At 69.3% G+C, this 13,204-nt stretch carries 16 protein-coding genes; 8 read left to right on the top strand and 8 right to left on the bottom strand.

All coding sequences use genetic code 11. The annotated features are described in order from the left end of the window. The first annotated feature begins 84 nt into the window (after positions 1–84). Positions 85–1,734 carry a SulP family inorganic anion transporter gene (locus tag ACFWY5_RS18095; RefSeq protein WP_379633082.1) on the top strand — a complete coding sequence of 550 codons (1,650 nt, stop codon included), beginning with the start codon at positions 85–87 and terminating at the stop codon, positions 1,732–1,734. Positions 1,735–1,801: 67 nt separating this feature from the next. On the opposite strand, the gene ACFWY5_RS18090 is transcribed toward ACFWY5_RS18095, so the two are convergent. Next, positions 1,802–2,440: a TetR/AcrR family transcriptional regulator gene (locus ACFWY5_RS18090; protein ID WP_379633080.1), complete on the bottom strand. Its 639-nt coding sequence runs from the start codon at positions 2,438–2,440 to the stop codon at positions 1,802–1,804. Positions 2,441–2,501: 61 nt separating this feature from the next. Between ACFWY5_RS18090 and ACFWY5_RS18085 the strand changes: the two genes are divergently transcribed. Beyond that, a complete protein-coding gene (locus ACFWY5_RS18085) occupies positions 2,502–3,140 on the top strand; it encodes a class I SAM-dependent methyltransferase (RefSeq protein ID WP_379610967.1) in 639 nt (212 codons plus the stop codon). Positions 3,141–3,202: 62 nt separating this feature from the next. On the opposite strand, the gene ACFWY5_RS18080 is transcribed toward ACFWY5_RS18085, so the two are convergent. Both ACFWY5_RS18080 and ACFWY5_RS18075 read right to left on the bottom strand, forming a co-directional pair. Further along, positions 3,203–3,490, bottom strand: a complete 288-nt coding sequence (locus ACFWY5_RS18080; RefSeq protein WP_379633078.1) for a hypothetical protein — start codon at positions 3,488–3,490, stop codon at positions 3,203–3,205. Between the two features lie 86 nt (positions 3,491–3,576). Next, complete coding sequence (locus ACFWY5_RS18075) at positions 3,577–3,780, bottom strand: hypothetical protein (protein WP_379633076.1); 204 nt, start codon at positions 3,778–3,780, stop codon at positions 3,577–3,579. Between the two features lie 99 nt (positions 3,781–3,879). Here ACFWY5_RS18075 and ACFWY5_RS18070 point away from each other — a divergent pair, with 99 nt between their 5' ends. After that, positions 3,880–4,206 (top strand): hypothetical protein, encoded by a 327-nt coding sequence (locus tag ACFWY5_RS18070; protein WP_379610965.1) that lies wholly within the window; start codon positions 3,880–3,882, stop codon positions 4,204–4,206. Positions 4,207–4,365: 159 nt separating this feature from the next. On the opposite strand, the gene ACFWY5_RS18065 is transcribed toward ACFWY5_RS18070, so the two are convergent. Further along, complete coding sequence (locus ACFWY5_RS18065) at positions 4,366–4,782, bottom strand: RidA family protein (protein WP_379610964.1); 417 nt, start codon at positions 4,780–4,782, stop codon at positions 4,366–4,368. Positions 4,783–4,853: 71 nt separating this feature from the next. Between ACFWY5_RS18065 and ACFWY5_RS18060 the strand changes: the two genes are divergently transcribed. Further along, the gene (locus tag ACFWY5_RS18060) at positions 4,854–5,756 is read left to right on the top strand and encodes a LysR family transcriptional regulator (protein ID WP_379633074.1); all 903 of its coding nucleotides are present in this window, start codon (positions 4,854–4,856) and stop codon (positions 5,754–5,756) included. 448 nt (positions 5,757–6,204) lie between these two features. Here ACFWY5_RS18060 and ACFWY5_RS18055 read toward each other — a convergent pair whose 3' ends face one another. Both ACFWY5_RS18055 and ACFWY5_RS18050 read right to left on the bottom strand, forming a co-directional pair. After that, positions 6,205–6,471: a DUF1876 domain-containing protein gene (locus ACFWY5_RS18055; RefSeq protein ID WP_379610959.1), complete on the bottom strand. Its 267-nt coding sequence runs from the start codon at positions 6,469–6,471 to the stop codon at positions 6,205–6,207. Positions 6,472–6,825: 354 nt separating this feature from the next. Beyond that, complete coding sequence (locus ACFWY5_RS18050) at positions 6,826–7,461, bottom strand: TetR/AcrR family transcriptional regulator (protein ID WP_379633072.1); 636 nt, start codon at positions 7,459–7,461, stop codon at positions 6,826–6,828. Between the two features lie 384 nt (positions 7,462–7,845). On the opposite strand from ACFWY5_RS18050, the gene ACFWY5_RS18045 reads away from it, so the two are divergent. Continuing rightward, positions 7,846–8,772, top strand: a complete 927-nt coding sequence (locus tag ACFWY5_RS18045) for a LysR family transcriptional regulator (protein WP_379633115.1) — start codon at positions 7,846–7,848, stop codon at positions 8,770–8,772. A 92-nt stretch (positions 8,773–8,864) separates the two neighbouring features. Then, the gene (locus tag ACFWY5_RS18040) at positions 8,865–10,022 is read left to right on the top strand and encodes an NAD-dependent formate dehydrogenase (protein WP_379633070.1); all 1,158 of its coding nucleotides are present in this window, start codon (positions 8,865–8,867) and stop codon (positions 10,020–10,022) included. A 167-nt stretch (positions 10,023–10,189) separates the two neighbouring features. Here ACFWY5_RS18040 and ACFWY5_RS18035 read toward each other — a convergent pair whose 3' ends face one another. Together ACFWY5_RS18035 and ACFWY5_RS18030 are read right to left on the bottom strand one after the other, a co-directional pair. Beyond that, positions 10,190–11,044, bottom strand: a complete 855-nt coding sequence (locus ACFWY5_RS18035; protein ID WP_379633068.1) for an alpha/beta hydrolase — start codon at positions 11,042–11,044, stop codon at positions 10,190–10,192. Continuing rightward, on the bottom strand, positions 11,041–12,336 hold the full coding sequence (locus tag ACFWY5_RS18030) for an amidohydrolase family protein (RefSeq protein WP_379610954.1): 1,296 nt from the start codon (positions 12,334–12,336) through the stop codon (positions 11,041–11,043). Before ACFWY5_RS18030 ends, ACFWY5_RS18035 begins: the two co-directional genes overlap by 4 nt. A gap of 16 nt (positions 12,337–12,352) precedes the next feature. On the opposite strand from ACFWY5_RS18030, the gene ACFWY5_RS18025 reads away from it, so the two are divergent. Together ACFWY5_RS18025 and ACFWY5_RS18020 are read left to right on the top strand one after the other, a co-directional pair. Then, complete coding sequence (locus ACFWY5_RS18025; RefSeq protein ID WP_379633066.1) at positions 12,353–12,943, top strand: TetR/AcrR family transcriptional regulator; 591 nt, start codon at positions 12,353–12,355, stop codon at positions 12,941–12,943. A gap of 93 nt (positions 12,944–13,036) precedes the next feature. Further along, a complete protein-coding gene (locus tag ACFWY5_RS18020; RefSeq protein ID WP_379633064.1) occupies positions 13,037–13,168 on the top strand; it encodes a hypothetical protein in 132 nt (43 codons plus the stop codon). The last annotated feature ends 36 nt before the right edge of the window (positions 13,169–13,204 follow it).

The following is a 13,204-nucleotide window of genomic DNA, read 5'->3' as shown; positions in this document are numbered from 1 at the left end:
CCGGGTCGCCGCAGAAGTTCCACCTCCTGTGCTGGTGCGGACCACGCAGCGCCCGCTGATCCCCGTGCGGCGGGTGGCGGGCTCGTGAAGCTGGGACGGCCCACCGGCCGGGACGCCATCGCCGGGCTGGTCACCGGGCTGTTCAGCATCCCCGAAGGCATGGCCTACGCCAACATCGGCGGCTTCAATCCCGTGCTCGGCCTGTACTCCGGCATGGTGCCCACCCTCGTGGGCTCGCTGACCGCGCGCACCGTGCTGATGGTGACCACGCTGACCAGCGCCATCGCCCTGTCGGCGCAGAGCGTCCTGGCCGAGGCCGGGCTCGACCCGCACAACCTGGGCAACGTGGCCATGCTGACCGTCATGGCCGGCGTCGTGATGCTGCTGTTCGGCTTCCTCAAGCTCGGCGCCCTGATGAGCTTCGTGTCGAACGCCGTCATGACCGGCTTCACCACGGGAATCGCCGTCCAGATCATCGTGGGCGCCTTCGGTGACGCCACGGGGTACGAGCCCGCGGGACACAACAAGCTCCGGCAGATCGCCGACTGGATCACCCACATCGCTTCCTGGAAACCGGTCACCGTCGGAGTCTGCCTCGCGACCATCGCGGTGTGGGCGGCGGCTTGGGCGCTGCGCCCGCTGCGGCCGATCGCCACGCTGGTCGCACTGGTCGTCGTCACCGTGGTGGTCGCGGTGGCCGATCTGAAGGTGGAACTCGTCGGTGACATCGCCAAGGTCACCTCCGGCCTGCCGCTCCCCCAGCTCCCCGGCCTCGCCGCCGCACCGGCCCTGGGGCTGGGCGCCTTCGCGGTGGCCCTGGTCGCCCTGGCGCAGGCCGCCGGGATCGGCGCCGCCGTACCCAATCCCGACGGCAGCCGCACCGACGTCGACGCCGACTTCAAGGCGCAGGGCTACGCCAACGTCCTCGGCGGGCTGTTCCAGGCGCTGCCCACCGGCGGCTCGCTGTCCCGCACCGGCATCGCGACCAGCGCGGGAGCCCGCACCAGGTGGGCCGGGATCTTCGCCGGGCTGTGGCTGGCCGTCATCGTGCTGGCGGCCGGATCCGTCACCGAGCTGATCCCCATGCCGGTGATCGGCGGGCTGGTGATCGTCATCGGCGTGGAACTGGTCGTCCACCGGCTGGGCGACATCAAGCTCGTCGCCGCCACCTCCTGGGCGCCGCTCACCTCGATGATCGCGACCTTCCTGGCGACCACGCAGTTGCCGCTCCAGCACGCGATCCTGATCGGCAGTTTCCTGTCGCTAGCCCTGTTCTGTGGGCAGATCGCCAAGAACGCCCGGCTCGTCCGGCTCACCCGCTCACCGCGCAGCGGCCGATGGACCGCCTCCGAACCCCCCGAGCAGCTCGAACCCGGGCAGACCCTCGTGCTGCGCTACACCGGGGTCAGCTTCTTCGCCGAGCTCAACAGGATCAACCAGAGCTGGCCGCGCATCGACCACGCTGATGGGAGCATCCTCGTGCTCTTGTTGCAGACGCTTCCCGACGTACCGTCCTCGACCTTGATGAAGGCCTTCCAGAAGCACGCCACCAAGATGCGAGACGTCGGCGGGACCCTGATCCTGGCCGGGGTCCAGCCGTCCCTGCGCAAGGTCCTGGACAAGACCGGCACCACCGAGATCATCGGAGCGGACAACATCATCCCCGCCGGCGCGGACTCCTCCGACGCCTTGGACGAAGCGCTGGCTCGCGCCGGCAGGCTACGTTCCCCTTGAGACGGGGACGCCAAGAGCGGCCAGGCAAAGGGCGCGGTGCCGGAGAGTGCCAGCCGCGCCCTCGCACCTAGCCGCGATCAGCGCAGAGCTGGGCGGTCAAGGCGGTGCGGGCCCACTCTTCCCAGGTGTCCGGCGACCAGCCGCGGTCGCGGACGAAGATCAGGTAGAGCTGCGGGCTGAGCAGGCCGAACAGCAGGTCCGCCGCCATCTCGACCGAGAGGCCGGGACGGATGTCAGGCTTGCCGGCCAGGGCGACGGCCGCCGCGTACTGCACGGTGTAGCGCGGGTCGGGGGTGTCCGGCCACTGCTCGGCGATCTCAGGGTCGGTGGCCGCGGCAGCCGCGATCAGCGGCATGATCGGAGCGACCCGGCCCAGGATCTCGCGGGTGCCGCAGACGTGCGCCCGCAGTTGCCCCGCCGCGGTGGGCTCGGCGCACGCGGCGCGAAACCACTCTCGATCCATGGTGGCGACCGGCTCGGCGTCACCGGCGATGGACGTGTCGACGACGTCCTTGAACAGCGTGCGCTTGTTGTGGAAGACGAAGTAGATGGTCTGGACGGCCACGCCCGCCCGGTCCGCGACCTCCTGCAGGCTCGTCGCCCCGTAACCCTGCGCGATGAACAGCTCCCGAGCCGCCTCGATGACCTTTTCACGGGTACGCCGTGAGCGCTCGGCCCGCTTGTCCGGCCGCTTGACCTTTTCCATATTGGGAGTATATCTCTAGAGTGCATCACTAGAGTTCAACTCTAATCTCTTGGAGGAGACGATGAACGAACCGGACCTGGCCTCCGCACGGCAGGAGGAGAAGTCCGTCCACCGCGCGCTGGAGGGCTACTACCGCGCCGGCAAGCCGCCGTGGGACACCGGCGTGACCCCGCCCGAGCTGGTCGCCCTGGTAGAGGGGCACGGCGCACTGCCGCCCGGCCGCGCCCTCGAACTCGGCTGCGGCACGGGAACCAACGCCGTCTACCTCGCACGGCACGGCTGGGACGTGGCGGCCGTCGACCTGATCGACCGCGCCGTCGACCAGGCCAGAACGAAGGCCGCGACGGCCGGCGTGGCGGTACGGCTGCTGCACGGCGACGCCACCCGCCTCGACGAGCTGAACGTGCCCGGCCCCTTCGACCTGTTCTTCGACCTGAGCTGCTACTGCGGCATCCCACCGCACCGCCGCGACGCCTACGCCGCCGGGCTCACACACCGCGCCGCTCCCGGCGCACGGCTGCTGATGTTCGGGTACGGCCCCGAGCCGCTCGGCAACCCGGTCCCCGAGGTCACGTCGTGGGCGGCGGGCGTCACGGCCGACGAACTCCGCACCAGGTTCCGCGGCTGGGAACTCCTCGACGTCACACCCGGCACCAACTCGGTGCCGACCTTCTGGTTCACGCTGCGCCGCGACACCTAGCGAGCTCCGGCCGCGGATCCCTCGGCTGGGCGCCAGCTTGACGCGCTTGCCGGCCACACAGCTCAGGGAAGCAGCAGTGGCGGAGTCCAGGAGCGGGCGGTGCGCAGGGCGTCAGGGGCCAGGTCGGCGAGGATGTGGAGGATCTTGGTGTGGTCGGCGTCCTGGGCCAGCGCCAGGCAGAGGAGGCGGGCCGACAGCGGGGCGGGGGCGAGCCGGGCCAGGGACGCCAGCGCGCGCTCCCGCGGGTCGGCGATCGACGCGGCGACGGCCCGTGCGCGGTCGAAGTCGCCCAGCTCTCCCCAGGCGCCGGCCAGGCACCTCGCCGGGAAGTCACGGTCGCTGCTGGACACGAAGCCTTCATGGGCGGGAGATCGGCCCTCATCCGGTCACCTTCCTGGGCGGAGCGTCAACCACGTGACCTCAGGCCGGGCACGAGTCAGTCGAGCCGTACCCCGCTGTCGGCCTCCCCGCCACCGGAGGCGTCCGCGTGGCCGGTGCCTTCCACCCGGACGTCATCCGGCAGTACGCCGGCCGCCGCCACGATCCCGGTGTTCGCCTTGCCGCCGGGGCCGGCGGTCGCGTTACCGCAGCGCCCCCTGACGGTGTACGCCAGGCAAAGCCGCGCTCGTATTGAAGTCAACGGTCTGGACCTGCCGGCAAATCAAACGAGTACGATGGTAGAACGCAGTGGTTCATCTTCATGTGGATCGGCCTTACCGGGCCATCCAATAGTGCCTTCATGAGGAAGGAGATGAGGATGTACGGAAAACGTGCGCTATTCGCCAGCCCGCTGATCGCCGCCCTCCTGTTGGGGACGGTCGGAACCTCGCAGGCCTCGATCGTTCAGAAGTCCACTGGTGAAAGCCAGGTCACGGCGGCATCGGAAGCCGCGCCGCCCGTCTGCAGAAGCTTCGGGAAGAAGCAAAGGAAGATCTGCTCGAACGGCTACGCGGAAGGATTCGAAGCCGGAGCGAAGTGCGGCAACCCTTACTACGGAAGGTCCAACCAAGAGGCCTACGACATCGGCTTTGCCGCAGGATTTAGGGCAGGCCAGAGAACGTGCTAGACGGTAACTCCAATGCCACTTCATTAACCCTACGGCCATGCCAAGATTTCTCGGTGATGATTGTCCATCGTTTTATGTCACAAACCCGCTCAACCACCTGGGCACCGCTCCGCCGAGCGGCCGTGCGGTGCCCGGTGTTGCGTGATTGCCGCGTGAAGCTCAGCCCGCGGCAGCGGACTCCGGCTCTGGCGCTCGTGAACGTCGTGCGTACACCTCGATCTCGAACTTCATGCGGGGATCGGCGAGGCCGCACACGAGCATGGTCGCGGCCGGGCGGATCTCGCCGAAGCAGCGGCGCAAGGTGGGCCAGCACGGCTGGAAGTCCGCACGGTCGGGGAGCAGGTATCTGACCCGGACGACGTCGGCGAACGAGCAGCCCGCCTCGGTCAGGGCCGATTCGACGTTGCGCAGGCACTGCTCGGCCTGCTCGACCACGTCGTCGGAGATGGTCATGGTCGCGTAGTCGAACCCGGTCGTCCCGGACACGTGCACCCAGTCGCCGTCGATCACCGCCCGCGCGTAGCCGATCTCCTCCTCGAACGTGGAACCACTCAAGATCACGCGTCGCTCACTCATGCGGCGAAGGTAGACATCCAGCGGTGATATGTCCAATACCTCTGCAGGAACCCTGTGATATCTCTGCAGATATGGACCGCCCTGAACTCGGACTCCAGCAGCTTCACGCCTTCGCGGTGCTCGCCGAGGAACTCCACTTCGGACGCGCAGCGGAGCGGCTGGGCATCGCGCAACCACCGCTCAGCCAGCAGATCCGCCGCCTGGAAACGAAGGTCGGACACCCGCTGTTCACCCGAGGACCCGGCCGGGTCGCCCTCACCGCGGCGGGACAGGAACTTCTGCCCGCCGCCCGGCGCGCGCTCGATGAGATCGCCGCCGGTCTGGACGCGGCCCGCCGTACCGGCAGTGGTGAGGCCGGTCGCATCCGGATCGGCTTCTCCGCATCGCTCGCGCTGACCGTCCTGCCGGGCCTGTTGCGCGCTTACCACGACCGGTATCCCCAGGTGAACATGGAGATCCGCGAGATGACCACGGCCCCGCAGGTGATCGCCCTGCACGAGCACGTGATCGACATCGGGCTCCTGCGTGAACCGCCGGACGAGCCGGGGCTGGCGACAGAGACGATCCTGTCCGAGGAGTTCATCGCGATCCTGCCGGCCGCCCACCCCCTCGCGGCCCAGCGCGTCCTGCCCATCGAGGCGCTCGCGGACGAGCCGTTCGTACTGCTGCCCCGCGGTGCGGGGCCGACGGTCCACGACCAGATCCTCGGCCTGTGCCGCAACGCGGGATTCGAGCCCCGCCTCGGCCAGCAGGCGGTCGAATGGCAGACGGTCTGCGCGCTCGTCGAGGCGGGACTCGGCGTGTCGCTCGCCCCCGCGAGCATCCGCCGGATCCGCCTCAAGGGTGTCGCCTACCGCCGGATCGAACCCAACAACATGCGCACCACCGTCGCAGCGAGCTCGCGCCGAGACGACCAGAACCCCCTGGTCGCCCGCTTCCTGGAGGTCGCCCGCAGCAGCTCCCCTTACAGGTGATCTTCCGCCCCAGATGGCGACTCGGAGCCTCGCCGCTCAGCCTGAGCGCCGGTAGATCCCGGCCAGACGGTGGAAGGCGGCCTTGGGCTCCCAGGCATAAGGGTCGGTGCGGGCGATTCTCGAGGCCGCGTTCCAGGGCGAGTTCGGCGGCCTCGCTCAGACGGCTGATGTCGGTGCCGAACACGCAGACGGCCGTGCAGTGCAGCTCCGCGGCGATGACGCGCAGGTCCTCGCCCGCGTGGACGGCGTCCCACTCCGGCCGCGACAGGGTGCCGGGCACGTAGGCGGTGCCGACGTCGTAGTTGATCCCGCGTACCGGCAGTCCGCTCACCGGCTCGCGCGCCGCCCGCGCCCGCTCGGGGTGCTCGGCGCGAACGGCGCGGCGGGCATGCTGATCGGGGCGGGCAGCCAGGGACGGCCCGCGTCGGGACTGCTCGGCGCGCGGATCTCAGATGGCCCGGGCGGGGCCGGCCATCTCGGCGATGTCCTCGGCTCCGTCACCGAGGAGTTTGTCGGCCAGGTCCATCAGCGCGCGCCCGGCGGCCAGTTCGTCGCCGATCTCGGGGATCGGACGGTCGTCGGGGTTACGGCGGGCGTAGCCGACGCTCTCGTGCCGCCTGTTGTCGATCGCGTAGAGCACGGCGGTAGCCGAGGTGCGCTTGTCCTCGTCGTCCTCGGTAATGAGGATCTTGACGGTCCACTCCTTGGTATTCATGACGCCTCCTGCCACAAACGTGACGATGCGGTCATATACCCCAGCATCTCTCCAGAAGGGCACCGAGCGCGAGTGCCTGGTCCCGGTGGACAGGGCCGGGCTGTGGACGCTGCCCATCGAACCGCCCGCGCTCGTCGGCTCGGCCGTGAGCGAGGAGACCGCGCGCTGGTGCGCCGACGGGCTGATCACCGTGGGCTGGCCGCAGGGGCGAAAGTGGCGCGTGCCTGCAAGAAGACGGGCGGGTGCGGCCCCTTGGCTCGTTCGGCTTCGACGAGATCCATCCGTACCACGTGGGCAGCGAGCAGGGCTCGCTCATCGAGTCCTTCGCCGGAGTGAGGGGTCCGGAGAAAGCCGTCACACGGCCGGAGGCGGTGAACCCGGCAGTCCAAGCGTCCGGTGGATCATCTGGTGCATGTGGGCGCGGAAGCGCCGCATGGCGCGTAGGTCGTCGGGGCCGCGCCGCCGTCCCGACGCGTCGAACACACCGCTGAGCACGAACCCGTGCACGCACCACACCAAGGTGTTGATCGTGAAGTGCACGTCGGCGTCCGGGGCCTCGGTCACGGGGATGATGTTCTCGATGGCGAACTCGGCGAGCGGCTGCACGTACTCCGCCTCGAGGTTGCTGACGTCTCGGGCGTCGGACAACCACCGGTGCATCCACAGTGCGGGCACCTCGGGATTGTCGGCGGAGAAGTCGATGTAGGCGTCGATGAGCCGGTGGATCGCCGCCGCCTTCTCCGCGACCGGAGCGGTCTGCACGTCCTTGACCCTCGCCTCCACGACGGCCGAGTGAAGGGCGTGAGCGCGTTCCATGACCGCCAGGTAGAGGTCGCGCTTGGCGCCGAACTGGGAGGTCACGGCCCTCGTGCTCAGCCCTGCCGCCTCGGCGATCTGCACGACCTCCGTCGCGTCGTAGCCGAGCGCGGCGAACAGCCGGAACGCTGCCTGGAGGATGCGCTCCCGCTCATCCCCTTTGCCTGACGTCATACCAGTGACCCTAAGATCCGGCATCTGTTCGGCCAATCACGTGATCGACAAATACCAGTCAAATAGCTCCCGCACCCACTCATGTCCTGACGAGTGCGGAGAACGCCCAGCGGGGCGGCCTCCCTTCGGTCGGCAGACCTTCGCGACGGGAGCCCGGAGCCTGTAACTCGTCCACCAATCTTGACCTGCGGTGGTGACGGCGTAGCGGGTGTGGGGCGGGCCACCCCGGCCGGGTTCAGCGGCCGGCGGCTCGATCGGTGTCAGGGCGGCGAGCCGGTCGAGTGCACGGTAGGACGCGCGGGCGCGGGAGGTCGCCGAGCACTGAGTAGTCTCAAAAAGGCTAGCCGCGGGAGAGATGACATGGACGGCGGGTGATCCTTGGCCGTGTTGTTACGCCAGTTGGAGTACCTCGTCGCCTTGGCCCGCGAGCGGCATTTCGGGCGGGCGGCCGCGGCCTGCCATGTCTCGCAGCCGTCGCTGTCGGCGGCCATCGGCAAGCTGGAGCGTGAGCTGGATGTGCCGCTGGTGCGGCGCGGCCGGCGTTTCGCCGGGCTGACGCCGGAGGGCGAGCGGGTGCTGTTGTGGGCGCACCGCATCCTGGCCGACACCGACGCGCTGCGCCAGGACCTGTCGCGGATGCGCGAGGGCCTGGCGGGTACGCTGCGGCTGGGCGCCATCCCGACCGCGCTCACCGCGGCCTCGCTGCTGACGACGCCGTTCTGCGAACGCTATCCGCACGTGCGGGTCCGGCTGACATCGCTGTCGTCGCGGCAGATCGCCCGCCGGCTGGCCGACTTCGAGATCGACATGGCGATGACCTACCTCGACGACGATGAGGACCTCGGCGAGATGCGCGCCGTCGCGCTGTACGAGGAGCGCTATCTGCTGCTCACCCCCGCCGACGGCGAGCTGGCCGGGCGCAGCACGGTCCGGTGGGCGGAGGTGGCCGCGCTGCCGCTCTGTCTGCTGGCCCCCGAGATGCGCAACCGCCGCATCCTGGACGCCCACTTCGCCCGCGCCGGGGCGGTGGCCGTAGCGGCGATCGAGACCGACACAGTCTCGGCGCTGTTCGCGCACGTGGCCACGCACCGCTGGTCGAGTGTGATCGCGCACGCGTGGCTGCACATGTTCGGCGTCCCGGAGGGCATGCGGGTGGTTCGCCTGGAGCAGGTGGCCAGGCAGCCGAGGGTGGGGCTGGTGACGGCGGGCGCGGGGCCGGAGCCGGTGATCGCGCGGGCACTGCTGGAGGTGGCCCGTGAGGTGGACCTGCGCGAGGTCCTCGACCGGCTCACCGTCGGGTACCTGGCATAGACGCCACCTATCACCCGATAGCCACAAACGCTTTGACCTGCGGATTTGCCCGTTGGACAGTGAGGTCATCCCCACCGAGGAGGAGCAGAGCCATGGCCAAGGTGTTGTGCGTCCTGTACGACGACCCGATCGGCGGCTACCCCACGTCCTACGCCCGCGACGGGCTGCCCGAACTGACCGGCTACCCGGACGGGCAGACGCTGCCCAGCCCCAAGGGCGTCGATTTCACCCCCGGCCACCTGCTCGGCAGCGTGTCCGGCGAGCTTGGCCTGCGTCGCTTCCTGGAAGAACGCGGCCACATCCTGGTGGTCACCTCCGACAAGGACAGCGCGGCCTTCGAGCGGGAACTGGCCGACGCCGACGTGGTGATCTCCCAGCCGTTCTGGCCCGCCTACCTGAGCGCCGAGCGCCTCGCCCGCGCCCCCGAACTGAAACTGGCCATCACCGCCGGGATCGGATCCGACCACGTCGACCTCGACGCGGCCATCACCCACGGCGTCACCGTCGCCGAGGTCACCTACTGCAACAGCATCAGCGTCGCCGAGCACGTCGTCATGATGATCCTTTCTTTGGTACGCAACTACCTGCCCGCCCACCGGACGGTCCTGGACGGCGGCTGGAACATCGCCGACGTCGTGACCCGCTCCTACGACCTGGAGGGCATGGCCGTCGGCACCGTGGCCGCGGGCCGGATCGGGCTGGCGGTGCTGCGCCGGCTCCAGCCGTTCGACGTGCGACTGCACTACACCGACCGGCACCGGCTGCCCGCCGAGGTCGAGCAGGAGCTCGGGCTCACCTACCATCGCGACACCGCCTCAATGGTGCCGCACTGCGACGTGGTGACGGTCAACGCTCCCTTGCACCCGGAGACCGAGGGGCTGTTCGGCGACACGCTCATCGCCACGATGAAGCGCGGCGCGTACCTGATCAACACCGCGCGGGCGCGCATCGCCGACCGCGACGCGATCGTCCGCGCGCTGAACAACGGGCAACTGGCCGGGTACGCGGGCGATGTGTGGTTCCCGCAACCCGCCGCGGCCGACCACCCGTGGCGGAGCATGCCGCATCACGGCATGACCCCGCACATCTCCGGCTCGTCGCTGTCGGCCCAGGCCCGCTATGCGGCAGGGACCCGCGAGATCCTCGAATGCTGGCTGGACGGCACGCCCATCCGGCCGGAGTACCTCATCGTCGAGGGCGGCGCCCTGGCCGGGACCGGCGCCCACTCCTACAGCACCCGAACCCGCTAGAAGGACGGGCTCCGCCACCAGCCTGATGGTGTTCGCCCTGTCGGTGGTCATGCTGGCGATCGCCAACGCTCGCCGCCTGGCGCCTGCATCGCACCGACGCGATCAAAGCCTGAATGACCCTTAGCGCCCTGATTGCCGGCCCTTTCCCGGGGTACTCTTGCCCGCACTCACAGGGCACGGCAGGTTCTGAGGTAGCTGAGGAATGAGGCCTGCAGGCCGGTCACGTGCGTTTCGTGCAGGATCGCGCTGGTGACGGCTCCGCCGCGGGAGGTGAGGCGGTGCAGGAGCGTGGCCGTGTTCTTCGTGATGCTTTGGTAGACGGCCAGGTCCCCGAGAAGCTCCCGGTCGTTGAAGGTCACGTGAAGCTTGGCGGCATGCCGGCTGTCACCCATCTCCTTGAGCTGGGTGAAGACCTGGCTTTCCGCACTGGCGACGCCGGGGCTGCCCGCTCCGATGCTCTCGAAGAGCGTGCCGCCGCTGAGCCAGGTGTAGAGGCTGAAGAGTCCGGCGTAGGAGTAGCCGTAAAGGCCGTGACCGCTCGTGGCTGTGCCGTAGTCGCGTTCGATCCGTGGGTGCAGGTCCGCGGTCAGGAAGCTCAGGAACTTGTCGGCTCGGGTGTCGCGTAGTTCGGCGAGGTAGGCGTCGGCCTCCTCGCGTGTCCTCCCGCCCGTCCGCACGCCCATCCCCACGGCGTCGATGAACTCCTGGGCGATGGGCTCGCCGGGTGGCACGAGGTCTCTGTTGCGCAGCCGTGCCCAGTGCTGCGCTTCCTCGCCCGCGTAACCGACGCTGACCTGGATGTAGGGCTTGATCTGTTGCATGGGGTCCAACTGGGTGACGATGAGCGGAGCCGTCATGCCCACGGCCCAGTTGCCGTCGAGCACGTACACGACAGGCGCTTGCGTCGTGGCGGGATCGTATCGCGGTGGCGTGGTGACCCAGATGCCGTAGTCGTGACCGCCGCTGGAACGTGTCTCGAAGTAGTCGGTGTCGGCGAGGCAGCCCTGCCACATGGCGCTCATCGCAGGTCCTTCACGACGCGGCCGGCCTGGACGACGACGATGGCGTTGGCGGGGTCGGCGAAGAGTTTCGGATCTTCGAGCGGGTCACCGTTCCAGAGCACGAGGTCTGCCTGCATACCGGGTGCGATGACCCCGACCTGGCCGGCCAGGCCAAGGATCTCGGCGTTGGTCTTCGTGGCCGCCACGAGAGCGTCCATCGGCGTCTCGAGCTCCGCGCGCAACCTGAGTTCCTCGCCTCGACGCTCCTGAGCCGGACCGATGAGATCGGAACCCAGCCCGATCCGCACTCCGGCCTTCCTGGCTACGGCGAGCGCCTCCGTCATCCGCTCGCGAACACCCGTCACCCGATCGCGGGCCGACTCGCCGAGGCCGGCTCCAGCGGGGTCACGCAGCAGTTGCTCGACGACAGCGAACGTGGGCACGAGGGCGACGCCGCGGGTGGCCATCAGGGTGGCCGTGGACTCATCGAGGTCGGTGCCGTGCTCTACGCAGCGCGCCCCGGCCTCGACCGCGTTCCGAATGCCGTCGTTGTTGTGGGCGTGAACCGTCACGTAGGTGCCCCGCGCGGCGGCTTCTTGAACGGCGACGGCGATCTCCTCCACGGTGAACTGGGTGTCGGTCAGCCGGTCGAGCGCACCGACCACTCCGCCGGTCACGCAGAGCTTCAGGAAGGAGGCTCCGCGACGGAAGGCCTCGCGCACGTTGCCTCGCAGCTCGTCCGCGTTGCCCGACATCATGGACAGGGCGCACAGGCCCGGAGTGTGATGGCTGCTCCACAGCTCGGTGGGTTCCCAGTCGGCTCCGTAGTAGCCGTGCCCACCGATCTGGCACTGCACCGGTCCGCACGACAGGACGCGCGGCCCCCTGACCTTGCCCTTCGCGATCGTGGTGACGACGCCGCCGTCGATCCCGCCGGTGTCCCGGACGGTCGTGAAGCCGGCGTCGAGCGTCGCGCCGGCCGTGGCGAAGATGTCCGCCGCGATCTCGGCGGCACTGATCTGAAACGAGAACTGCGGCTGGATCGGGCTCGACAAGCCCAGGTGAACGTGAGCGTCGATCAGGCCGGGCGTCATCGTCAGTCCCCCGGCATCGAGGCGCTCGCCGTCAGCGCCGGAGGCACCGAGCTGGGTGATCCGCCCGTCTTCGACGGTGACGTCGACGTCGGCGGGGTCGCGACCCGACCCGTCGACGACCGTCGCGCCAACCACCTGAAAACGTCCCACGAGTCGTTCCCTCCGCCGTTGCGAGCCGACTGCGACCATGTGTGAAGCAACACGGCCCTTCTTTTCCAATGGATAAACTGTGGGAGTGATCCTGTCAAGCACGGAACGCAAAGGCGACGCACGCGAGCGTCTCCTGGCTCGGCTTCTCGACGCCTTCGGCGAGGACCTTCCCTCACCGGAGGTGTCGCTCCGCGAGATCGCCGCACGGACCGAGACCAGCCACGCCCTGCTGCGATACCACTTCGGGTCACTCCCGGGCGTCTTGGCCGCCATGCTCAAGGCACAGCGAGCCCGCGACAACGCGGCGCTTTTCGACCTCGCCCAGCGGGGCACCTTCGACGACCTCGTCGTGGCGATCTGGCGGGCGTACACCCGGCCGGAGCAACTGTCGCGTGTACGCGGCTTCTTTCACGTGGTGGGACTGGCCGCGTACAGGCCGGAGGACTTTCGTGAGTTCATCGACTCGCTCGACGACCTGACCAAGATGCTGGCCTCGCTCGCGGAACGCGAAGGCCACGGCACCGAGGAAGCGCAGACCGTGGCCACCGTCGCCGTCGCCGCGATTCGTGGCCTGCTCTTACAGCAGGTTCTGACGCCGGCGGCCCAGTCGGAGGACGCCGTCACCTTGATCCTGCGCATGAGCAAGGGCCGAGCCGTTCCACGTCCGGGGCCTTGAACGGGGAGCCGCCTTTCACCACCACGAGAGCCCTCCCCCCGAACAGCATCGGCAGGCGGCTTGCCCGCACTGACCTGGCCGCGGGCACGCCGGATGAGTTCGCTGCGCCTGTACGGCCCGCGCCCGTGGGTGTCATGCAGCGGCGGAGATCCGCGCGGCCCGGCCGGTGCCCGGCAGATGGCGCTGCCGGCCGAGGTGCCCAACCGGGCGGGCCGGCAGGGCTAGACCCGAATTCGGGACGGCCCCTGACCACCGTGGCCC

Origin of the sequence: Nonomuraea sp. NPDC059007 (assembly GCF_042740555.1) — a bacterium.
In the GTDB taxonomy this organism is placed as follows: Bacteria; Actinomycetota; Actinomycetes; order Streptosporangiales; family Streptosporangiaceae; genus Nonomuraea.
Note: the sequence above shows the minus strand (reverse complement) of the source record. Positions and strands in the feature narration are given on the sequence as shown.